General features: G+C 73.9%; 22 protein-coding genes. 5 read left to right on the top strand and 17 right to left on the bottom strand.

Features of this window, described 5'->3' with window-relative positions:
* Positions 1-104: 104 nt before the first annotated feature.
* Positions 105-782 (bottom strand): ArsR/SmtB family transcription factor, encoded by a 678-nt coding sequence (locus AB0I91_RS13275; protein ID WP_499612559.1) that lies wholly within the window; start codon positions 780-782, stop codon positions 105-107.
* A 64-nt stretch (positions 783-846) separates the two neighbouring features.
* Between AB0I91_RS13275 and AB0I91_RS13280 the strand changes: the two genes are divergently transcribed.
* Positions 847-2,133 carry an isocitrate lyase/PEP mutase family protein gene (locus AB0I91_RS13280; RefSeq protein ID WP_499612561.1) on the top strand — a complete coding sequence of 429 codons (1,287 nt, stop codon included), beginning with the start codon at positions 847-849 and terminating at the stop codon, positions 2,131-2,133.
* A gap of 34 nt (positions 2,134-2,167) precedes the next feature.
* Here AB0I91_RS13280 and AB0I91_RS13285 read toward each other — a convergent pair whose 3' ends face one another.
* The 4 genes from AB0I91_RS13285 to AB0I91_RS13300 form a co-directional block, all read right to left on the bottom strand.
* Positions 2,168-3,331 carry an alginate lyase family protein gene (locus AB0I91_RS13285; RefSeq protein WP_498785913.1) on the bottom strand — a complete coding sequence of 388 codons (1,164 nt, stop codon included), beginning with the start codon at positions 3,329-3,331 and terminating at the stop codon, positions 2,168-2,170.
* Positions 3,332-3,374: 43 nt separating this feature from the next.
* Positions 3,375-4,478: an MFS transporter gene (locus AB0I91_RS13290; protein WP_498785916.1), complete on the bottom strand. Its 1,104-nt coding sequence runs from the start codon at positions 4,476-4,478 to the stop codon at positions 3,375-3,377.
* A 111-nt stretch (positions 4,479-4,589) separates the two neighbouring features.
* A complete protein-coding gene (locus AB0I91_RS13295; protein WP_499612563.1) occupies positions 4,590-5,885 on the bottom strand; it encodes a PepSY-associated TM helix domain-containing protein in 1,296 nt (431 codons plus the stop codon).
* Between the two features lie 73 nt (positions 5,886-5,958).
* Positions 5,959-6,480, bottom strand: a complete 522-nt coding sequence (locus AB0I91_RS13300; RefSeq protein WP_498785920.1) for a hypothetical protein — start codon at positions 6,478-6,480, stop codon at positions 5,959-5,961.
* A 427-nt stretch (positions 6,481-6,907) separates the two neighbouring features.
* Between AB0I91_RS13300 and AB0I91_RS13305 the strand changes: the two genes are divergently transcribed.
* Complete coding sequence (locus AB0I91_RS13305; protein WP_499612567.1) at positions 6,908-9,589, top strand: ATP-binding protein; 2,682 nt, start codon at positions 6,908-6,910, stop codon at positions 9,587-9,589.
* A 69-nt stretch (positions 9,590-9,658) separates the two neighbouring features.
* Here the strand turns inward: AB0I91_RS13305 and AB0I91_RS13310 are convergent, their stop codons facing one another.
* Entirely contained in the window at positions 9,659-10,435 is a 777-nt protein-coding gene (locus AB0I91_RS13310; protein WP_498785926.1) for an NAD(P)H-binding protein, read from the bottom strand.
* A 100-nt stretch (positions 10,436-10,535) separates the two neighbouring features.
* On the opposite strand from AB0I91_RS13310, the gene AB0I91_RS13315 reads away from it, so the two are divergent.
* Positions 10,536-11,165, top strand: a complete 630-nt coding sequence (locus tag AB0I91_RS13315; RefSeq protein WP_499636902.1) for a helix-turn-helix domain-containing protein — start codon at positions 10,536-10,538, stop codon at positions 11,163-11,165.
* Here AB0I91_RS13315 and AB0I91_RS13320 read toward each other — a convergent pair.
* The 7 genes from AB0I91_RS13320 to AB0I91_RS13350 form a co-directional block, all read right to left on the bottom strand.
* Entirely contained in the window at positions 11,162-11,668 is a 507-nt protein-coding gene (locus AB0I91_RS13320) for a GNAT family N-acetyltransferase (protein WP_499636904.1), read from the bottom strand. The two genes, AB0I91_RS13315 and AB0I91_RS13320, sit on opposite strands and share 4 nt — an antisense overlap.
* A gap of 26 nt (positions 11,669-11,694) precedes the next feature.
* Complete coding sequence (locus AB0I91_RS13325) at positions 11,695-12,918, bottom strand: MFS transporter (protein ID WP_499636906.1); 1,224 nt, start codon at positions 12,916-12,918, stop codon at positions 11,695-11,697.
* Positions 12,919-12,963: 45 nt separating this feature from the next.
* Positions 12,964-13,740: a phosphotransferase family protein gene (locus AB0I91_RS13330; protein WP_498785935.1), complete on the bottom strand. Its 777-nt coding sequence runs from the start codon at positions 13,738-13,740 to the stop codon at positions 12,964-12,966.
* A gap of 172 nt (positions 13,741-13,912) precedes the next feature.
* Positions 13,913-14,959 (bottom strand): WXG100-like domain-containing protein, encoded by a 1,047-nt coding sequence (locus AB0I91_RS13335; protein WP_499612576.1) that lies wholly within the window; start codon positions 14,957-14,959, stop codon positions 13,913-13,915.
* A gap of 14 nt (positions 14,960-14,973) precedes the next feature.
* Complete coding sequence (locus AB0I91_RS13340) at positions 14,974-15,273, bottom strand: hypothetical protein (RefSeq protein WP_498785942.1); 300 nt, start codon at positions 15,271-15,273, stop codon at positions 14,974-14,976.
* The gene (locus AB0I91_RS13345; protein ID WP_498785944.1) at positions 15,270-15,626 is read right to left on the bottom strand and encodes a YbaB/EbfC family nucleoid-associated protein; all 357 of its coding nucleotides are present in this window, start codon (positions 15,624-15,626) and stop codon (positions 15,270-15,272) included. The genes AB0I91_RS13340 and AB0I91_RS13345 overlap by 4 nt, the downstream gene beginning before the upstream one ends.
* Before the next feature lie 275 nt (positions 15,627-15,901).
* Entirely contained in the window at positions 15,902-16,276 is a 375-nt protein-coding gene (locus AB0I91_RS13350; RefSeq protein ID WP_498785947.1) for a hypothetical protein, read from the bottom strand.
* A gap of 157 nt (positions 16,277-16,433) precedes the next feature.
* On the opposite strand from AB0I91_RS13350, the gene AB0I91_RS13355 reads away from it, so the two are divergent.
* Both AB0I91_RS13355 and AB0I91_RS13360 read left to right on the top strand, forming a co-directional pair.
* Entirely contained in the window at positions 16,434-16,742 is a 309-nt protein-coding gene (locus AB0I91_RS13355; protein WP_308257457.1) for an ArsR/SmtB family transcription factor, read from the top strand.
* Positions 16,739-17,203 carry an SRPBCC family protein gene (locus tag AB0I91_RS13360; protein WP_498785950.1) on the top strand — a complete coding sequence of 155 codons (465 nt, stop codon included), beginning with the start codon at positions 16,739-16,741 and terminating at the stop codon, positions 17,201-17,203. Before AB0I91_RS13355 ends, AB0I91_RS13360 begins: the two co-directional genes overlap by 4 nt.
* Here AB0I91_RS13360 and AB0I91_RS13365 read toward each other — a convergent pair.
* The 4 genes from AB0I91_RS13365 to AB0I91_RS13380 all read right to left on the bottom strand — a co-directional run bounded on the left by AB0I91_RS13365 (position 17,177) and on the right by AB0I91_RS13380 (position 20,406).
* A complete protein-coding gene (locus tag AB0I91_RS13365) occupies positions 17,177-18,418 on the bottom strand; it encodes an RNA polymerase sigma factor (RefSeq protein ID WP_499636909.1) in 1,242 nt (413 codons plus the stop codon). The genes AB0I91_RS13360 and AB0I91_RS13365 overlap by 27 nt on opposite strands.
* A 56-nt stretch (positions 18,419-18,474) precedes the next feature.
* Complete coding sequence (locus AB0I91_RS13370) at positions 18,475-18,906, bottom strand: YciI family protein (RefSeq protein ID WP_498785954.1); 432 nt, start codon at positions 18,904-18,906, stop codon at positions 18,475-18,477.
* A 132-nt stretch (positions 18,907-19,038) separates the two neighbouring features.
* Positions 19,039-19,878 carry an SDR family oxidoreductase gene (locus AB0I91_RS13375; protein ID WP_498785956.1) on the bottom strand — a complete coding sequence of 280 codons (840 nt, stop codon included), beginning with the start codon at positions 19,876-19,878 and terminating at the stop codon, positions 19,039-19,041.
* Positions 19,879-19,968: 90 nt separating this feature from the next.
* The gene (locus AB0I91_RS13380; RefSeq protein WP_498785957.1) at positions 19,969-20,406 is read right to left on the bottom strand and encodes a DoxX family protein; all 438 of its coding nucleotides are present in this window, start codon (positions 20,404-20,406) and stop codon (positions 19,969-19,971) included.
* Between the last annotated feature and the right edge of the window lie 16 nt (positions 20,407-20,422).

The raw sequence follows: 20,422 nt of genomic DNA on the forward strand, positions 1-20,422 counted from the left end.
GGCCGAATGGGCCGCATACCGCTGTTGTATGTGGCCCATTCGGCCGTGCCCCCGGGAACCACCTCAGGCCCGACTATCGCGAACACGGACTTGTGAAACAGGCGCTAGGGCGCCGAGACGCCGAGGAGGTCGCGCAGCGCCGCTTCGCCGGTGGGCGTGAGGCGCACGGCGCGACCCGTGCCGATGCCGCGCACCCAGTCCCGGGCGTGCAGGTGGGCGCACACGTGCGCGCCCGCCGTGCCCGCGAGGTGGGAGCGGCGCTCGGTCCAGTCCAGGCACGCCTTGGCCAGCGGGCGGCGGGTGGCCGGCGGGGTGAACGCGAGCTCGTCCCGCAGCCACGCGAGGCCGTCGTGGGTGAGGGCGAGGTCCTCGGTGAGCAGGCCCCGGGCCGCCATGGCGTCGCTGATGGCCACGCCGAGGCGCCCGGCCAAGTGGTCGTAGCACGTCCGGCCGCGGCGCAGCGCCTGGTTGGCGGTGGACGCGCGGAGCGTGCGGGCCGGCGGGTCGGTGGGTCCCAGGTAGGCGAGCAGGTCTTCGAGCAGCCTGGCCTGCTTCGGGCCGGCCAGCTGGACGTAGCGGTGGCGGCCTTGGCGGCGTTCGGCGAGCAGGCCTGCCTGGACCAGGCGGGTCAGGTGCTCGCTGGCCGTGGACGGCGCCACGTCGGCGGCCTCGGCCAGTTCGCCCGACGTCCAGGCCCGGCCGTCCAGGAGCGCGAGCAGGAAGCGGGCGCGGCTGCGGTCGGCCAGCAGCGCGGCCAGGTTCGCCAGTTCGTCTGCGGCCATGGGGCCATTGTGCGCTCGTGACGGTTCGGCGGTGGCCGAAGTGATGGCGGCTTACGTTGGCGGCATGAACGAGCTGTGGGATTCGTCTTACGTGGTTCCTCCCGTGCCCGCGGCGGCGACCGGGGTGGCGTGGCTGCGGTCGTCGGTGGCGCGGTTCAGCGAGGGTGCGGACCACGCGCGGCGGCGGGCGTCGGTGGAGCGGGTGCTGTCCACTGTGGACCCCGGGGCGTTGCGGCGGGCGGGTGAGCCGGTGGCGGTGCTGGCGGAGGCGCTGGGGCTGCCGCGGTCCGTCGCGTCGGACGTCGCGGTGGTGGCCGCGTGCTACCAGCCGCACGTCGACGTCACCGCCGAGGCCGACGAGGCGGTGGCGCGGCTGGTCGCGGCGTGCGGTGGGACGTGGGACGAGGGGACGGCGAACCTGATCGGGGTGCTGGTGCAGGCCTCCGGCGCGACCCGGGCGTTGATCGCGGGGGTCGAGCCGCCGGTGCCGGTGACGCGGCGGGTCGCGCCGGACGGGTCGGTGGTGGAGGTGGACCTGGGCGAGGCGTGGTTCGGCGGTGGTCGGCACGCGTGCCCGGGGCGGGCGCACGCGTTGGCGCTGGTGGAGGGTGCGCGGGCGTTCCACCGGATGCACGACGGGTTCCTGGTGCTGCCGAACGCGTGGGACTTCGCGTCGGCGGCGGCGTTCGTGCGGGCGGGGTTCGGGGCGGTGGGGACCACGAGCCTGGGTGTGGCGGTGGCGCACGGGTTGCCGGACGCGGCGGGCGTGGCGCGGGCGGAGACGGTGGCGTTGGCGCGGCTGCTGGTGCGGCTGCCCGTGCCGGTGACGGTGGACGTGGAGGCGGGGTTCGGGGGTGACGTGGGTGCGTTGGCTGCGGAGCTGTGGGAGCTCGGGGTGGCGGGCGTGAACGTGGAGGACGGGCGTGGTGCGGGCCTGGCGGAGCCGGCCGATCACGCGCGGATCGTCCGTGCGTTCAAGGAGGCCGCGCCGGGGCTGTTCGTCAACGCGCGCGTGGACACCCACTGGCTGGGCGTCGACCGCGCGTCGGCGCTCGACCGTGCGCGGACCTACGTGGACGCCGGCGCCGACGGGGTGTTCATCCCGGGCCTCGCCGAGGAGTCCGAGATCGCCGCCGCCGTCGCCGCGGTCCCCGTGCCGCTGAACACCCTGCCGTCGCTGCCCACCGACACCCTCCGCGACCTGGGCGTCCGCCGCGTGAGCACGGGCTCGCTCCCGTTCCGCGCCGCCCTGGCCGCGGCCGTCGACACCGCCCGCGCCGTCCGCTCCGGCGCCCCCACCCCCGCCGACCTCCCCACCTACCCCGAAACCCAGTCCCTCTCGACCCCGTGACCCGCGCGTTCCGGAGGCAGGACCCGCGAGGGGGTCAGGAGGGGTTGGCGGCGTGGGTCAGGGTTTCCCAGGCGACGAACAGGCGGTCGGTGGCGGCGGGGCGTTGGCGTTCGGTCAGGCTCTGGGTGTTGGTCATGGCGATGCCCAGGCGGGTGTTGAGGGCGTTGAAGGCCACCTCGGTCGTCGGGCCGAGGGCCTGTTTGCGGGTGCCGCCGCAGAGCCAGGACGGCATCGGCTCCAGCTGGTACCTGGCGTGCAGGCCGTAGGCGTGACGCAGGCGTTCACGGACCTCCGACCACAGGTCCTGGCCCTGGTGGTGGGCCGTCTCGGCGATGTGCGCGGCGGCGGCCAGGCCGAAGCCGGTGTGCGCGAAGTCGCGGCACGTCTCCTGCGACAGCCCGTTCACGAACGTGGTCTGCCCGTGCCAGTACGAGACGATCTCGTCACGCGTGTCGATGCCGCTGCCCGGCGGCGTGCGCGGCAGCGCGCCGTCCGAGGTCAGGTAGACGTACGCGGGCACCCGGGTCCGGAAGATCGACACGGCCTTGTCGTACACCGCCCGGTCCTCCAGGAACACCGAGATCCCGAGCGTCGCCTCCATCATGGACAGTTCCCAGTTGCCGTTCGTCGCCGCACGCCCGTTGACGATCTCCGGCAGGTAGACCTCGCGCAGCATGGTCGCGAACCGGCCCGAGTTCGGCCAGTTCCCGTGCACGTGCTTGATGATCTCCGCCGCGCGCGGCCACGACGAGCCCGCCCACGCGGTCTGCAACGGCGCGTTGCTGTTGGTGTGGTCGCGGATCGTCGCCGACCACGCGTCCATGATCTCGATCGCCTTCGCCGCGTACCGGTTGTCCCGCGTCACGTACCACGCCAACGACAACGTGTACGCGGCCAACGCGTCCTCGCGCTCGTCCGTGCACCCGTAGTTGGGGTTGGAGTACGACCCGCACTCCACCACCGCGCGCGGTTTGGGCACGCGTGACAGCGAGGCGAACGGGTGCGCCATCATCTGGTCGTACGCACCGCGCCACGGCTGCGCGCCCGCGTTCACCTTGGCCCGCACGAAGTCCAGTTGTCCCTTGCTCACCAGCACCCCGGGGTGGGTGAACGTGGCGGGCGCCGCCGGGGACTGCGCGGGCGCCACCACCAAGCCGACCGCCACCAACGCGGCGGTGAAGAGCGATCTGCGGACCATGACCCCGAGCATGTGTGGTCTGGACCACAGCCGTCAACAACGTTCACGGTGGTGAAACGACCGCGCCGTCCGGTTCCGGCCGGGAGCGCGACCGGCCGGTCAGCGGCAACGACAACGCCACCACGAGCACCACCCCGGCCACCGCGACCACCCCACCGGACACCCACGCCCCGTACACGGCGAACGAGAACACCTCGCTGCCCAGCCCCGCCACCGACGTCACGGTCGCCCGCGCGTCACCGGTGATCCGCGACTGCAACCGCGCCTCCGCGCTCACCCACACCAGCCGGTACACGCCGTAGAACACCGCCACACCCGCTAGCCCGAACGGGTGCGCGACCACGCCCAGCACACCCAACAAGACCGCCGCACCACCGAGCAGCACGCCCAACGGCAACCGCGTCCCACCCAACGCCGCACCCGCCGCGCCGACCAACGGGATCGCCAACGTCGCCAGCGGCGCCAGCGCCACCGGCACGCCCCAGCCGGCCGCGACCAGCGGGAAGTACTCCTCGAACGCGTCCAGGGCCGCCAACGACGCCACCACCAGCACGGCGAGCCGCACGTCCACCGCGCGCACGGTCTCCGCCAGCCCGGACCGCAACACGGCCAGGTAGCCCGCGGGTTCCGGTCGCGGCGTCTCCGGCAGCCGGGTCGCCACCAGCGCCGCGCCGAGGCACGTCGCCACGCTCACCCACCCGACGAGCGCGAACCCGCCCGCCGAGAACAGCGCGACGGCCAGCAGCGCGGCCGGGATCTGCGCCAGCAACCCGACGGCCGTGACCCGGCCGAGCACCCGCCCGAAGTGCGACGAAGCGCCGACCGCCGCCAACCCGTCGTGCAGCAGCGCTTCCACCGCGCCGGACGACATCGCCCCGCCCACGCCCCACAGCACGAAACCCGCGGCGAAACCGGTGAACCCGGGCAGCACGGTCCACGTCGCGTACCCGGCCGCCTGGCACACGCCTGCCCCGACGACGGACCACTTCCGCGAGAACCGGTCCGCGAACGCGCCGAACGGGACCTCCGCCACGACCGCGACCGTCGACCAGATCGCGAACAACGCGGAGACCTCGGCGTCCGACAACCCGGTGGCCACGAACAGCAGCGCGTACAGCGGGTAGATCGGCACGGTGTCGGCCAGCACCGCCCAGCCCACCGTCAGGCGGGCCAGCGGCCGAGCCGGGGGCGGTACGGGGCGTCAACCACAGCGCATGGCTGGAGGCTAACCCGCTCCCGGCTCGGCCGTCGCGCCGTTTTACCCGGCCACCGGCGACGATTCCGGAGCCGGCTCACCGGACTTCCGCCGCCGCGACCGCACGGCCAGCACGGCGTCGGTCGCCAGGAACGCCAGCAGGCTCAGCCCGAGCAGCGGGATGAACCAGCCGACGGCGGCGGCCACCAGCAGCACGGCCACGAGCTGCGCCCGCGGCGCCTTCCGCCACTGCCCGCGCGGCACCGGCCGGCCGAAGCCGAGGGTGGGTCGGCGCAGCCACCAGATCCGGTAGCCGAGGACCACCAGCGCCACCAGGCCGAGCCCGACGGCCAGCAGCAGGAGCTGGTTGGGCCAGCCGAACAGCACGCCCATGTGCAGGTCGATGCCCCACCGGGTCAGCTTCGCCGCCAACGGGTAGTCGGCGAACCGCACCTGGTCCACGACCTGCCCGCCGGAGACGGCGACCGCGTCCACCTGCGTGGGCCAGGCGCGGTCGATCTCGGTGACGTTCCAGGCCATGCCCGCCATCGGCGGCACGGTGATCTCGATGAGCCCGGCGTCGATGCCCGCCGAACGGGCGTGGGTCAGCACCGAGTCGACCTCGCCGGGCATCACCGGGATGGGGTTGGACATGTCGTGCCCGGCGTGGTCGCCGCCGCCCTCCAGCGCCGGCGTGGTCCAGTCGAGCGCCTGGCGGACGGCGGCGACGTTCTCACCGGCGTAGGCCGACCACGTCAACCCGGTCGCGGACAGGAACAGCGCGCCCACCAGCACGGACAGGCCGACGGTCGCGTGCTTGCGCGTGGTCGGCTTCGTGCGCTGGGTCCGACGGCGGCTGAACCACAGGAACACCCCGCCCAGCGCCACCACCCACAGCCAGGACGCGGCCAGCTCGCTGTAGAGCCGACCGGGTTCGCCGAGCAGCAGGTTGCGGTGGACCTGGTCGATGGTGGTGCGCAGCGGCAGCACGCCGCTGGTGCCGTAGGTCATCAGCTCGCCGACCACGGCGCCGTCGGCGGGGTTCACGAACACGGTCGGCCTCGCGTCGCCGTCGGAGGCGAACAGCACGCGGGTCGTCGTGCCCGGCTCGGGCGCGGGCCGGATGGCGACCAGCTCGTCGTCCGGCCGGGTGGCCACCGCCGCCTTCACCTGCTGCGACAACGGCACGGACGACGACGACTCGGGCACGCGGAGCTGGTCGGAGTAGAGCCACGACTCCAACTGCGGTGTCGCGGCGTACAGCACGCCGGTGAGGGCGGCGATCAGCACGAACGGGCCGACGAGCACGCCCGCGTAGAAGTGGAAGCGCAGCACGAGGCCGCGCCAGGACTCGGTCATGGCGGGAACTCCTGGGTATGGGGGGATGCCACCGGTCCCGGGAGTCGGGGCGGTGGTGGGGAGGTGCGGCTACCTAGGAGTGGGGCGGTCCGCGACGGGGCAGCGTGCGGCGGCGCAGCACCTCGGACAGGGGCTGCTGCGGGTGCGCGGCGATCGGGATGCGCAGCGGCGCGAACGCGGGCGGCGGGCTCAGCCTGCGCGGCAGCACGGCCGCGATCACGGCGGCCAGCCGGAACACGGCCTGCTCGAAGCCCGTCAGGGCCGCGACGACGATCGCCGTGGCGACCAGGTGGGCCAGCAGCATCGCCGGCGACGGCAGCACCTCGCGCGGGTGTTGCGAGAGCACGGCCAGGAACACGTGCGCCGCCACCTGCACCACGCCGACCAGGCCGAGGAGCTCGGCGAACCCGAGCTGCCGGTCGGTCAGCGGCACGCACGTCCACGCGATGGCCAGCGCGAACACCAGCACGTGCGGCAGGGAAGGGAGGTGGCCGCCGCCGCTCGCGTGGGCGAGCACGGCCAGCAGCCCGGTGGACAGCCCGACCGCGCCGCAGCGCAGCACGCGCGCGGCGCCTCGGGTCGGGGCCGGTGCCACGCTTCCGCAGCGTAGCGGCCTCGTCCAGGGCGGGTGGAGGACGAATGTCCCGTGCGGCGACGGGCTCGCCGGACTCCGTTGTCCGGGCGACCCCTGTTCGTCGTTGTCCGCACCGGTCGGGTGGAATTTTCTGAATTCGGGTGGAATATCGCCGGTCAGTTGTAGGGCATTCCGCCGAACGGGCTGGTGGAGAGATCCGCGGCGGTCGTGAAGACAGCGACCAGCAGGGCGGCGATGAGCACTCGGGCGATTCGCATGCGTTCTCCAGTCGACGGGGACGGGGGAATTCCGGCGATTACCGTGGCAGCAGTCGGAGGGACGCGGAGCGGAATCGGCGTGAACAAACGGCTAACTGGTTGACGATCAGGTTAATTGGCGAACAATGTAACATCTTGTTAACCTGCCGTTTGCACCGTATTCTCACGGTGTGCGTGCCGTCACCCTGCGTCTCGCCGGCCGCGAGCGTGAGCTGGGCCGCCTCTCGGCGCTGGTGGACGACCTGGCCCAGGGGCGGGGCACCGCGCTGCTCGTCGAGGGCGAGCCGGGGATCGGCAAGACGGCGCTGGTCCGCGCGGCGTGCGACGTCGCGGCGGCCCGCGGCTTCCGGGTGTGCCGGGGCGCGGGCGACGAGCTCGGCCGCGCGCTCCCGCTGTTACCCCTGCTGGACGCGCTCGCCGTGGCCCGGTCGGAGAGCGCCGCGGTCACCGCCGAACGCCTGCTGGCCCGCGTGGACGACCTGTGCGCGATCGGCCCGGTGGTGCTGGTGCTGGACGACCTGCAGTGGGCGGACGAGGCGAGCGTCGCGGTGTGGCGGCGGCTGGCGGGCCTCGTGCCGCAACTGCCATTGCTGCTGATCGGCGTGCTGCGGCCGTTGCCGCGCCGCGACGACGTGGCCGCGTTGCGCAAGGGCGTGACCCGGCTGCCGCTGCCGCGCCTGGCGCCCGCCGACGTGGTGGAGCTGACCGGCAGGCTGGCGGGCGGCACGCCCGACGAGGCGTTGGCCAGGCTGGCCGAGGACGCCGGCGGCAACCCGCTCTACCTGGTCGAACTGGTCGAGGCGCTGTTGCGCGGGTCCGCGATCGAGACCGACGCCACGGGCACGGCCCGGCTGGTGGACGCGGGCGTGCCGCCGTCGCTGTCGGCCGCCATCGCGGACCGGATCGGGTTCCTCGGCGCGGACGTGCGGCGGGTGCTCGTGGCCGCCGCGCTGCTCGGCGTCGACTTCCCGGTCGCCGACCTGGCCGCCGTGCTCGGCGTGCGCGTGGTGCAGCTGCTGCCCGCGTTGCAGGAGGCGACCGTGGCGGGCGTGCTGGTCGACGGCACGGCCGGCCTGTCGTTCCGGCACCCGCTGGTGCGCACCGCGCTGTACGACGAGGTGCCCGAGGCCGCACGGGGCGCCTGGCACACCGAGGCGGCGCGGGCGTTGGCCGACACGGGCGCGGGCGTGGACCGGGTGACCCGGCAGCTGCTCGCCGCCGACGACCGGCTGCCCGACTGGGTGGCGGACTGGCTGGTCGTGCACGGCTCGATGCTCGTCGCGCACGCGCCCGAGGCCGCCGTGGACCTGTTCAGCCGGGTCGTGGTCGCGCCGAACACCGGCGGCCGGCGGGGCGTGCTGCTGGCGCACCTGGCCGAGGCGCGGTTCCGGCTGGGCGACCACCACGGCGCGGAGGCCGTCGCGCTGGCCGGGCTGGAGCACGGGACGCTCGTCGACCTGCACTGGACGTTGGCGCAGTGCCGCAGCATGACCGGGCGTTCGGCGGAGACGTTGCTGGAGGTGGAGCGCGCCCTCGCGGCGCCGGACGTCACCGCGTCGGACCGGGCGCGGCTGCTCGTGCTGGCCGCCCGCGCGCACTGGGACGTCGGCCGGCTGGACGACGCCGAACGGCTCGCGCAGGCCGCTCTGGTCGGCGGCGACCGGTGGGCCACGAGCTGGGCGCTGCACGTGCGCACGATCGTGGCGATGGCGCGCGGCCGGATGACGGAGGCGCTGCCGCTGTTCGACCGGGCGCTGGCGGTGGCCATGGGGGAGCCGGCGACGTCGGACCTGCGGCTGCTGCTCCAGATCAACCAGGCCGTGACGCTGGGCGAGCTGGACCGGGGCGCGGAGGCGATCGCGTCCGCGCAGGTGGTCCGGCACGCGGCCGACCAGGTCGGCAACCTCGTGCGGCTCGGGCAGGCGCAGAGCGCGTTGGGCCAGCTGCTGCTGGACGCCGGCCGGTGGGACGAGGCGCTGGTCGACGTCGACCTGCTGGCCGACGACCTGAAGCACCCGATGGTGTCGCGGTGCGACCACGGCGTGGCGGCGCTGATCCACCTGCACCGCGGTGACGCGGCGGGCGCGCGGCGGCACCTCGACGCGGCGGGCGCCGGGTTGGCCGGGCACGTGATCGGGCCGTTGGCGCTGGCCGTGAGCCTGTCCCTGGAGCAGGCCGGACGGGTGCGCGAGGCGTGGTCGGTGCTGACCGGGTGGAACTGCGCGGAGGACCTGCTGCCGGACTTCGTGCGGCTGGCCGTCGAGCTGGGCGAGGACGCCTCCGCCGCGGTCGCGCACGCCGAGTCGCTGGCCGCCGAGTCGCCGACCGCCGAACCGGCCGTGCCGCACCGCCGGGCGTCCGCCGCCTACTGCCGGGCGCTGGTGTCGGCCGACCCGGTCGGGCTGCTGCACGCGGCCGAGGAGTACCGGGTGGCGGGCCGGCCGCTGTTCCGGGCCAAGGCGTTGTCCGCGGCGGCCGAGCTGTTCGCGGCGGCGGGCGACCGGACGTCGGCGCGGGCGGCGTTGAGCCACGCCGTGGACGTGCACGCGGAACTGGGCGCGGACTGGGACTCGACCCGGCTGCTGGCCCGGTTGCGCGAGCACGGCATCCGGCGCGGCCCGCACGCCAAGCACCGGCGGGCCACGCACGGGTGGGAGAGCCTGACGCCGACGGAGCTGAAGGTCACCGAGCTGGTCGTGTCCGGGTTGTCGAACCGGCAGATCGGGGAACGGCTGTTCCTGTCCGGCCGCACGGTGGCCACGCACGTGTCACACGTGCTCGCGAAGCTCGGGGTGCGGTCGCGCACCGACATCGCCCGCGAGGGCATCCGGCGCCTGGGCGCCTCGGGCTAGTCGGCAGCGCAACGGCAGCAGGTACCACCAGAAGCAGAACCAGGCGACCCCGCCGGGACATCGGTCGGACTACGCAGACGCGACCCTCGGGTAGCGCTCCCGCGCCCAGGTGGCGTAGGCGGTCGCCGGGCGCCCGAGCACCTCGGCCACGTCGTCGGACAGGAACGAGCCCTCACCGGTGAGCGCCGCCCGCAGGCCCTCCGCGTACTCCGGCGGCAGCGCGGTCAACGGGAGGTCCACTGTGGACAGCGTGCGGCCGAGGACGTCGGCCAGCACGGCCACCTGCTCGGGGATGCTCAGCAGCTCCGGCCCGGTGAGCGTGTACGTGCGGCCGTGGTGGTCGTCGTCGAGCAGGGCGCGCACCGCCACCTCCGCCAGGTCGCGCGGGTCCACGACGCCGAACTTCGTCGCGCCCACCGGGTTCGGGACCGGCTCGCCCGCGGCGACCTGCGGCGCCCACTGGAGCGAGTTCGTCGCGAACATGCTCGGCCGCAGCAGCGTCCACACCGGGAACGCGCGGGCCGCCTCCTCGCCGGGCCGGTGCCACTGCCCGACCGGGCCGATCGGGATCGAGGACAGCTTCACCACCTTCCGCACGCCCGCGCGCTTCGCCGCGTCGAGCACGGCCGAGTCGTAGGACGGCAGCTCGGAGGTGCCCGGGCCGAGCAGGAACACCGCGTCCACCCCCTCCATCGCCCGGTCGAGGGACGCGGGCTCCGCGTGGTCGGCGTGCACCTGGTCGCCGGTCGGCGTGCGGGACAGGGCGCGGAACGCCGCACCGCGGTCGGTGAGGAGGCGGACGACTTCACGGCCGGTGGTGCCGGTGGCACCCGTGATCAGCAACATGGGACGAGTCTCGGCGCCCGGGGTCGGGAAGGTCTTGGACGTTCCGGCGGTTGTCGGGTGCGTGGAGCGAGGATTGCGGCCGTGGGTCGCCGGGATCGGCATGCAGTCGTTCGGTGGCGGGAAGTTCGTGCACGCGCCGGACACGGCCACCACGCTGGTGGTGTGCACGGCGTCGGCCGGCGCGTTCGTGGTGGGTCCACGCGACCGGGCGAGCTACGTGACCGGGCGGGAGGGCGCGCGGCGGACCGTCGTGCGGTTGACGCCCGGCCGGGCGCAGGCGGTGCTGGACGTGCCGGTGGACGAGCTGGCGGGCCGGGTCGTGCCGCTGAGCGAGGTGTGGGGCCGGCCGGTGGGCGACGAGGCCGCGTTGCGGTCGGCGCTGCTGAGCCGGGTCGAGTCGACCGACCCGAAGCGGTCGGACCTCGTGCACGCGGCGGCACGGCTGCTGCGAACGCGGGGCGTGGCGGAGACCGCGCGGGCGCTGGACGTCAGCGAACGGCACCTGCGCACGTTGTTCACCAGGGCGGTCGGGTTGTCGCCCAAGCAGTACGCGCGGGTCGACCGCGTGCGGCGGGTGGTGGCCCGGGGCGAGCGAGGCGAGTGGGCGCGGCTGGCGGTGGAGCTGGGCTACTACGACCAGGCCCACCTGAGCCGGGAGTTCCGGGCCACGATGGGCGTGCCGCCCGGCGCGTACGTGGCGGGCGACCTGCCCGAGGCGACCTACTGCTAGAGGTCGCGGGCGAAGAAGAGCGCGACCTCGCCGACGGCGGGCGTGCCCCGGTAGAACGTGGTGTCCAGGCCGCACAACGCGAAACCGAGCCGTCGGTAGGCGCCCACCGCGGGCACGTTCACCGACGACGTCTCCAACCACGCGGTCAGCGCGCCGTGCTCGCGGCCGTGGGCGCAGGCGTGCTCCACCAGCGCCCGGCCGATGCCGCGCCCGCGGTGTCCCGGTGCGACGGTGACCTGCCGGATCACCAGCCGGCGGTGCCAGTCCTCCAGGTCGACGGCGACGAACCCGCGCACGCGCGGCCCGTCGGCGGCGACGAACACCGTGCCGCCGGGGTCGTCGTCGGGCGGGAAGACCTTGTGCAGCGGCGGGTCGACCGGGGTGGGACGCAGGGTGAAGCCCTCCGGCGTGGCCACGACTTCGAGCACGGTGGCGGTGGTGAACGAGTCGTCCAGCACGGCGACCTGGTCGAGGTCGGCGGCCTTGGCGGTGCGCAGCTCCACCGCGTCCACCGTACAGCCGGGCGGCGCTACAACCGGGCGCGGCGCACGGCGGAGGACGTGATCCAGGCGGCCGTGCCGACCAGGCCCACCACGGCGGTCCACAGCGCCGGCCGGTTGCCGAGCACGTCGGCCAGCACGCCTCCGACCAGCGCGCCGAACACGATCATGGCCCGGTTGACCGACCTCATGGTGGCGTTCATCCGGCCCATGAGCCGGTCGGGCGTGATCGACTGCCGGTAGGCCATCTCCACCGGGGCGTCCAGGATGGCCGACAGGAAGAACACGAACTGCGCCGCGCACAGCAGCGCGAACCCGGTCGTGCTCGACGTGGCCAACGGGGCCAGCGCGTAACCGACCGGGGTGAGCCAGCGGGCCGCCACGATCACCCTGCCGACGCCGAACCGTCGTCCCACCCGTCCGGACAGCGACGCGCCGACCAGCCCGCCCACACCGCCCACCGCGAACGTCACGCCGTACAGGAACGCGTCGAAGCGCAGCTCGTCGAGCACCAGCATGGTGTAGGCGGCGCCGGCTGCGGAGGTGAACAGGAACCAGGCGTGCGACCCGATGGCGAGCGGGCGGAGCACCTCGTGCCGGTAGACCCACCGCAGGCCTTCCCGCACCTCGCCGCGCAGGTCGCGCTTCGGCGGCGCCTCGACCGGCCGTTCCGGCGTGCGCAGGGTGGCCAGCACCAGGCCCGACACCAGGTACGAGACGGCGTCCACCAGCACGGCGAGCGGTCCGCCGACGAGCTTCACCAACCCGCCCGCGACGAGCGGCCCGAGGGCCTGGGCGCCGGCCCTGGTCTGCTCCAGGCGGGCGTTGGCCTCGGTGAGGCGTTCGGTCGGCACGAGCAGCGGCAGGAACGACTGGTGCGCCGCGTCGTAGAACAGGCTCAACGTCCCGAACACGACCATCAGCCCGATCAGCGACGGCATGCCGAGGGCGCCGGTGAAGGCGGCGAGCGGGATCAGCGCCAGCACGGCGGCGCGGGCCAGGTCCGTGCCGATCAGCACCGGCCGACGCCGACACCGGTCCACCAGGGCGCCCGCGACCAGCCCGAACAGCAGGTACGGCAGCCAGCGCGCGGCTTCGAGCATCCCCGCCTCGGTGGCGGACGCGCCCAGCGTCAACACGGCTACGGCCCTCAGCGCCAACGTGGTGATCGCCGTGCCGACCAACGACACCGCGTCCGCGGCCCAGAAGCGGACGAACTCCTTGTGGCGCAGCAGTTCCTCGCCGTCGCTCATGCGGCCACCCCCACGGCCATCCTGGCAAACGCCGACAGCTCCCGGTCAGCGCCTCCCCGGCGTCGCCGGCAGCCGGGCGAGGACACCGAGCAGTCCCTCGCGGGTGATCACGGGGTCGTCGTGGTCGAGGCCGAACGTGACGTGGTGCCAAGGGCCGAGCCGGTGCCACGTGAGCGCGCGTGCCCGCTGGTCCTCGGTCACGCCGTACGCGTCGGCGACGGCCGCGGCGAACGCCGGCGCGGTGTCGTGCAGGGCCCACGCGAGGTCGAGCGCGGGGTCGCCGAGGTGGACGTCGCCGAAGTCGATCACGCCGGTCAGCACGCCGTCGGCGGTCAGCACGTGGTCGGGGCCGAGGTCGCCGTGGACGAGCGTGCCGCCGGTGAGCCGCCGTGCCGCCGCGAGCAGCTCGTGCGCGGTTTCGCGCCGCCGCGCGGGCAGCAGCGGCACCACGTCGGCCTCGAACCGCGGCACGGCGTCGCCGGGTGGCCGGGTCGGCACGCCGAGGCGGCTCGCCTCGTCGGCCGGGCAGTCGTGCAGCGCGCGCAGGAACAGCCCGAGCTCTCGTCCGTGCGCGCGACCGTGCCCGGGGCGGGTGAGGGGTTCGCCCGGCACGAGCGCGTGCCGCACGACGAGCGGTTCGTCGGACACCACTTCGGGCACCGGCACGGGCAGCGGCAGGCGAGGCGCGAGCCACGGCATCAACCGGGTCTCCCGGCGCAACTGCGCCGCCACCTCCGGCCGCCGGGGCCGCCGCTCGACCCACCGGCCGTCCACCAACCGCGCCAGGCTGTCCCAGCCGCCGTCGAAGTCGCCGTGGCTCACGGCGCGGGCACGCCGCGCGGGACGTCGCCGCGGCAGTCCTCGGCGCGGCTCGACCGCGCCTCCTCCTCAGGGGACCTGCGCACGGTTGCCTCCTCCCAGCCGGTTCGGGCCGAACGGTACCGGCGGGACCCGCGTGCGACCGAGCCGTTCACCCGTCGCGTCGGCGGTGCGGTCAGCCGTCACCGCGCGACCGGGCCCGCTCCTCCAGCAGGTCCGGCCGTCGCTCCGCGTCGAGCGCTCCGCCCGCCGCCGACGCGTTCAGCACCGGGTTGTAGGACCCCAGCAGCGGGTCGGTGCCGCTGACCGCCTCGCCGGTCGGTCGCCAGTACTTGTTGTAGTCGTCCACGATGGTGGACGTCGGCTGGCCGCCGACGTACTCGGCCACGTCGACCCCGAGGTGGGCGAGCAGGACCGGGGTGCCGAGCGGGGAAGCCAGTCCCATCACGTCGAGCAGGAACGTCTCCGGCGGCACGTCCGCCCCGCCCAGGTAGGCGAGCGTGTGGCCGAACAACGCGCCCCAGCCCAGCGCGGTCGACACGGCTTCGAGCCCCGCTTTCGGCAGGACGCCCGCCGGACCGGCCAGCAGGGCCGCGTCGCTCGCGATGCTGAGGCCGGTGCTCGCGTCGCCGCTGACGTCGGCCAACGCGCTGATCGTGTTCGCGTTGTCCTGGATGAGGTGCAGGCCGTGCTCGCCGAGCCCTCGTGCGGCGGCCAGCTGTTCGATGATCTGCCGGTGGTCGATCGGCCCCGGCGCCTTGATCCGCTCGGCGGAGGCGGTGATCTCCGCGACGATGGCGGACGCCAGGTCGGCGACGATCCCGTCCTGGATGCGGCGTCCGATGACCGGGGGCAGCGCGGCGGCCATGCCGAAGTTGACGAGGTTGAGGTGGATCGCGTCGCGGATGTAGTTCTTGACCCCCTCGACCTCCAGCGCGAACCGCCCGGCCCGCCCGGCGAGCTCGTTCATGTCCTGCTCGACCGTGCCGAGCGCGGCGAACACCTCGCCCAGCTTGCCCAGCAGGGCCTGACCCGCCGGGTCCGGCCAGGCGCCGGCGAGCCCGCTCACGTTGGTCGACCTGAGCGCGTGGACGGCCGCGGCGGCGTCCCGCCAGCCGAAGAACAGGTCCACCGCCGCGGTCTCGTCGGTCTCCGGCCAGCCGGTGATCGCCTTGACCTCCGGCCACAGGCCCAGGGCACTGGTCGGTTCCCCGATGGGCATGCCGAGTCCTCCGATCAGCGCGGGAGACCCGCGGCGGCGCGCTGGTCGGCGGCCACGTAGTCGGCCACGCCCTCCTGACCCGCCTTGACGACCGCGGGCACGGCGGCCAACGCGTGGTCGGCGCCCTGCTTCACGGGCTCCGGCACGTAGACCGAGCGGAACGCGTCGGCCAGCGGACCGGCGCCGATGCCCGCCTCGCCCGCGTCGATCGTGGCGCGGTGGCCGCGCCAGGTGTCGGTGGCGAGCTTGCCCTCCACGTCGATCCCGTTCAGCTCGAAGAGGGCGGCCTCGGTCGAGAGCTCGACGCCGCTCACCGGTCGCCCCGCCGAGAGGCGCGGTCGAGGGAGGTCAGGAAGGGGTCGAAGTCGAGGTCGGCCGTCTTCGGGGTGGCGTCGGCGGGCAGGAACCGGCGCACCAGCGTGAAGACCTCGGCCTGGGCACGTGCCACCGCGCGGTGGATCGTGGCGGTGATGGTCGCCGCCAGGGCGGCGGAGTCGGCGGTCCGGTAGATCCGGGGGTCCAAGTCCAGCTCGATCACCTCGCCGCGACCGCCGACGACGGCGCTGACCAGGCCGTCGTCGGACACGGCGGTCGCGCGGACCTCGGCCAGCCCGCGCTGGATCGTCTTCACCTCGTCGGCGAGGCTTTCGTAGTCGACCGGGTTCACTCGGCCCTCGTTCCCGTGCGGCTGATGGGCGTTCGAGCGGAGTCTGGGTCAGGTCCCGGGCCCGTCGGGGTGCGCTGACAGGTTCCGGCCACCCGTCCGACCGGCGCGGCACGACGACACCGCCGGCGGCTCGGCTTGCCGCGGTTGGGCGGCGCGGTCGGCGTCGTACGCCGACGCGTACTACGACGGCTGGGTGGCGGCCAACGGCCGGGACCTCGCCGGGCCGACGGCCGCGCCGACCCGGTTCACCGAGGACGGCACGTGGCCGTGACCGGTCAGGGGGTGGCCCGCCGGTAGTGCCGCCGAACGCGCGCCAACCGCGCCTCGGCCCGCTCCTGCCCGTCCGTGCCGGCCTCGACGCGCTCCCGCAGCCGGTAGGCGACGACCTCGCCCAGCGGCGCGTCGGGGTGCTTGCGGAACCACGACGGCCGGCGGTCGCGGGCGACCTGCTCGGCGTGGTCGGCCGACGCCTCGTCGGCCCGACCGAGCGCCGAGCGCAGGGCCTGGTCGGCGTGGTGCCGGTCGGCGCGGTGGGCGAGCTGCTTGTTCCGGGGGATGTTCTTGCGGGAGCTCTTGTCGTTCTCGCCGTAGGTGTTGCGGCGGTCCTTGGCGTAGCTCAACCGCTTCTTCTCCTGCGGGCTCTTGCGCACGCCGCCCCCTCTCCGTCGATCACGTCCGCCGGACGGTACCGGGGCGGCACGCCGGCGGCCGAGCGGTTTTCCGGGCCGTGCGGTCGTCCGACGAGGCGCTCCGAGGTCGCCGGGGCGAGCGGTTGACATCGGCGGCGGGGCGCGGATACTTAAGTAGGTGCTTAACCAAGTGTTCCACGCGCTCGCCGATCCGAGCAGGCGGTCCATGGTCGAGCGGTTGACCCTGGGCTCCGCGTCGGTCAGCGAGTTGGCGAAGCCGTTGGAGATGTCGCTCCCCGCGGTGGTCCAGCACCTGCAGGTGCTGGAGGCCAGCGGCCTGGTGCGGACGGAGAAGGTCGGTCGGGTGCGGACCTGCCACGTCGTGCCGTCCGCGTTGCGCCAGGCCGAGCAGTGGATCACCGAGCGCCGCACGACCTGGGAGAGCCGGCTCGACCGGCTCGACGACTACCTGAAGGAGCAGTCATGACCGTGGAGCACGCGACGTTCACGCTGGAGCGCGACTACGACGCGCCGCCCGCCGCGGTCTTCGCCGCCTGGGCGACCCCCGAGGCGAAGTCGCGCTGGTTCGTCGGCCCGGACGAGTGGGTGGCCAAGCCGCTGGAGCAGGACTTCCGCGTCGGCGGCGAGGAGCGCGTCAGCGGCGGGCAGCCGGGCGGCAAGGTCTTCCACTACGCGGCCCGCTTCCAGGACATCGTGCCCGACGAGCGGATCGTCACGACCTACGAGATGCACATGGAGGACACGCGCATCTCGGTGTCCGTCGCCACCGTGGAGTTCAAGGCCTCCGGCGGCGGCACGCGGCTCGTCTACACCGAGTCGGGCGCGTTCCTCGACGGCCACGACAAGGTCGAGCACCGCGAGCGCGGCACGGTCGAGCTGCTGGACAACCTCGGCCGGGCGCTAGCAGCCGGCGGCGCGGTCCAGTAGCAGCTTGCGCTCCCGCTCGTTGCGGGTCATCCCGGCCGCCCGCTCGAACTCCGCCCGCGCCTCGGCGTGCCTGCCCAGCTTGGCCAGCAGGTCGCCGCGCACGCTCGGCAGCAGGTGGTAGCCCTTCAGCGCGGGCTCGTCGACCAGCTCGTCCACCAGTTCCAGCCCGACCGCCGGGCCGAACGCCATCCCGATCGCCACCGCGTGGTTCAGCTCCACGATCGGTGACGGCGCGACCAGCGACAACCTCTCGTAGAGACCGGCGATGAGGGTCCAGTCGGTGTCCTCCGGCACGCGGGCCCGCGCGTGGCACGCGGCGATCGCCGCCTGCAACGCGTACGGTCCGCCGGCGCCGCCCAACGACTCGGCCTTCGCCAGCGCGTCCAGGCCGCGGCGGATGAGCAGCTGGTCCCAGCGGGCCCGGTTCTGCTCCAGCAGCAGCACGGGCTCGCCGTCCGGGCCGACGCGCGCCTTGGCCCGGGACGCCTGGACCTCCATCAGCGCCACCAGGCCGTGCACCTCGGGCTCGCGCGGCATCAGGCCGGCCAGCACCCGGCCCAGCCGCAACGCGTCCGCGCACAGCGCCGGGCGCATCCAGTCGTCACCCGCGGTGGCCGAGTAGCCCTCGTTGAAGATCAGGTAGATCACGCCGAGCACGGACGCCAGCCGGGCGTCCCGCTCGTCCTCCGCCGGCACCTCGAACGGGACGCCCGCCTTGGCGAGGGTCTTCTTCGCCCGCACGATCCGCTGCGCCACGGTCGCCTCGGGCACCAGGAACGCGCGGGCGATCTCGTCGGTGGTCAGACCGCCGAGCATGCGCAGGGTCAACGCCACCTGCGCCTCGGTGGACAGCACCGGGTGGCACGCGGTGAACACCAGCCGCAGCAGGTCGTCGTCGATCTCGCCGACCTTGGCGGCGGCGTCCGGGACGTGGTCGGACCCGGTGTCGCGCCCGATCTGCTCGAGCTTGCGCTGGTAGTTCCGGTCGCGCCGGATCAGGTCGACGGCCCGGTTCTTCGCCGCGGTCATCAGCCACGCGCCGGGGTTGCGCGGCACGCCGTGCTCCGGCCACTGCTCCAGGGCGCTGACCAGCGCGTCCTGCGCCAGCTCCTCGGCCAGGCCCACGTCGCGCACCATCCGCGCCAGCCCCGCGATCAGGCGGGCGGACTCGATCCGCCACACCGCCTCGACCGCACGACGCGCCTCGGTAGCCATCACGACCTGGAATCAGATCAGCTACCGATGCGCGTCGGCAAGCGCGTGCCCCGGGGTCAGCCCTGGGCGGCGCGGGCCTCCTGCTCGGCGCGCAGCTCGCGCTCGCGGTCCTTCAGCTCCTGCGAGGCGTTGACGAAGTCGTCCTCGGTGAAGACCTGCCGGATCTCGATCTGGGACTCCTCGCCGGTGGGGTTCGGCACCCGCTTGACCCATTCGACCGCCTCTTCCAGCGACTTGAGCTCCAGCAGCCAGAAACCGGCGATCAGCTCCTTGGTCTCGGCGAACGGGCCGTCGACCACGGTGCGCTTGTCGCCGGAGAAGTAGACCCGCGCGCCCTTGGAGCTGGGGTGCAGCCCTTCGCCCGCCAGCAGCACGCCCGCCTTGACCAGCTCCTCGTTGAACGCGCCCATCGCGTTCAGCTCCTCCGCGGTGGGCTGCGCGCCGGCCTCGGTGTTCTCGTTCGCCTTCACGATCACCATGAAACGCATGTCGATCTCCCTGTTGGTTCGCCTGGCCGGTCCATCCTGGCCTCTACTCACGCGACGAACGAGCGGGGGCGTGGATCGACATCCGGGCCCGATTTCTTCCAAGATTTTTTCGCGGGCCCCTGACCAGGGGTTTCACGTGATGGGCGAGCCTCCGGTCACACCGATGACCTCGCCGGTGATGTAGCTGGACTCCGACGAGGCCAGGAAGACGTACAGCGGGGCGAGCTCGGCCGGCTGACCCGCGCGGCCCATGGGCGACTGCTCGCCGAAGCTCTCCACCTTCTCCGGCGGCATGGTGGCCGGGATGAGCGGCGTCCACACCGGACCGGGTGCGACCGAGTTCGCCCGGATCTTCCGGTCCACCAGGTTCTGCGCCAGGCCCTTGGTGAAGTTCACGATCGCCGCCTTGCTGGTGGCGTAGTCGAGGAGCTGGTAGGAGGGCTGGAACCCCTGGATGGACGACGTGGTGATGATCGAGGAGCCCTCGGGCATGTGCGGCACGGCCGCCCGGCACAGCCAGAACATCGCGTACACGTTCGTCTTCATGACGCGGTCGAACTGCCCGGTGGAGATGTCGAGCAGGCCGCCGTCCTGCGCCATCTGGTAGGCGGCGTTGCTGACCAGGACGTCGATCCGGCCGAACTCCTCGACCGCGCGCGCCACGACGGCCGCGCACTGCGCCTCCTCGGTGAGGTCGCCGGGGACGGCGACCGCCTTGCGCCCGGCCTCCTCGACGAGCCTCGCGGTGTCGCGGGCGTCCTTCTCCTCGGCGGGCAGGTAGGAGATGAGCACGTCGGCGCCCTCGCGCGCGAAAGCCAGTGCGACGGCGCGGCCGATGCCGGAGTCGCCGCCGGTGATCACGGCCTTCTTGTCGGTGAGCCGCCCGGTGCCGCGGTAGGTCGCCTCGCCGTGGTCCGGGGTGGGGTGGACGTCGTCGGTCAACCCCGGGTACTTGATCGGGTTCTCGGCCATGTCCGCAGGGTGCCCACGTGCGTACGACCTGAACACGCCGAGGGGCGCGCCTCCGGGTGGAGGCGCGCCCCTCGGGGGGTGTGCGGAGGGTCAGCGGCGCAGGGCGCGCCCGACCGTGAAGGCGCCCGGGCCGAGGACGGCCAGCAGCAGGAACACCCAGCTGTAGAGGGCGGCCAGCTCGCCCATGTTGTGCATCGGCAGCAGGGCCTCCGGCTGGTGGACGGTGAAGTAGGCGTAGGCCATGACGCCGGACAGCACGAACGCGGCCGGCCGCGCGGCCAGGCCGACCAGCACCAGGACGGCGCCGACCAGCTCGATCACGCTGCCGTACCAGCCCGGCCACGAGCCGAACGGGACCGCGGCGCCCTGGCCGTCGATGCCGCCGAGGAAACCGAGGCCCTGCAGGCCGTGCAGGCCGAACAGGAACGACACGACGACGCGGAAGGCGGCGAGCACCAGGTCGTTGCGCTTGGTGGTGGCGGTGGTGGTGTGGGCGGCGGCGCGGCGGGTGTCGGTCGTGGTGGTCATCTCGGGCTCCCCATCT

This window comes from Actinosynnema sp. NPDC049800, assembly GCF_040656635.1.
Taxonomy (GTDB): domain Bacteria; phylum Actinomycetota; class Actinomycetes; order Mycobacteriales; family Pseudonocardiaceae; genus Actinosynnema.

What these genes read in the sequence shown, in the direction of transcription:
- AB0I91_RS13275 (WP_499612559.1), bottom strand. Translation starts at nt 782, where the DNA reads ATGGCCGCAGACGAACTGGCGAACCTGGCCGCGCTGCTGGCCGACCGC.
- AB0I91_RS13370 (WP_498785954.1), bottom strand. Translation starts at nt 18,906, where the DNA reads ATGCGTTTCATGGTGATCGTGAAGGCGAACGAGAACACCGAGGCCGGC.
- AB0I91_RS13335 (WP_499612576.1), bottom strand. Translation starts at nt 14,959, where the DNA reads ATGCCCATCGGGGAACCGACCAGTGCCCTGGGCCTGTGGCCGGAGGTC.
- AB0I91_RS13380 (WP_498785957.1), bottom strand. Translation starts at nt 20,406, where the DNA reads ATGACCACCACGACCGACACCCGCCGCGCCGCCGCCCACACCACCACC.
- AB0I91_RS13360 (WP_498785950.1), top strand. Translation starts at nt 16,739, where the DNA reads ATGACCGTGGAGCACGCGACGTTCACGCTGGAGCGCGACTACGACGCG.
- AB0I91_RS13280 (WP_499612561.1), top strand. Translation starts at nt 847, where the DNA reads ATGAACGAGCTGTGGGATTCGTCTTACGTGGTTCCTCCCGTGCCCGCG.
- AB0I91_RS13315 (WP_499636902.1), top strand. Translation starts at nt 10,536, where the DNA reads ATGCAGTCGTTCGGTGGCGGGAAGTTCGTGCACGCGCCGGACACGGCC.
- AB0I91_RS13285 (WP_498785913.1), bottom strand. Translation starts at nt 3,331, where the DNA reads ATGGTCCGCAGATCGCTCTTCACCGCCGCGTTGGTGGCGGTCGGCTTG.
- AB0I91_RS13365 (WP_499636909.1), bottom strand. Translation starts at nt 18,418, where the DNA reads ATGGCTACCGAGGCGCGTCGTGCGGTCGAGGCGGTGTGGCGGATCGAG.
- AB0I91_RS13310 (WP_498785926.1), bottom strand. Translation starts at nt 10,435, where the DNA reads ATGTTGCTGATCACGGGTGCCACCGGCACCACCGGCCGTGAAGTCGTC.
- AB0I91_RS13375 (WP_498785956.1), bottom strand. Translation starts at nt 19,878, where the DNA reads ATGGCCGAGAACCCGATCAAGTACCCGGGGTTGACCGACGACGTCCAC.
- AB0I91_RS13295 (WP_499612563.1), bottom strand. Translation starts at nt 5,885, where the DNA reads ATGACCGAGTCCTGGCGCGGCCTCGTGCTGCGCTTCCACTTCTACGCG.
- AB0I91_RS13325 (WP_499636906.1), bottom strand. Translation starts at nt 12,918, where the DNA reads ATGAGCGACGGCGAGGAACTGCTGCGCCACAAGGAGTTCGTCCGCTTC.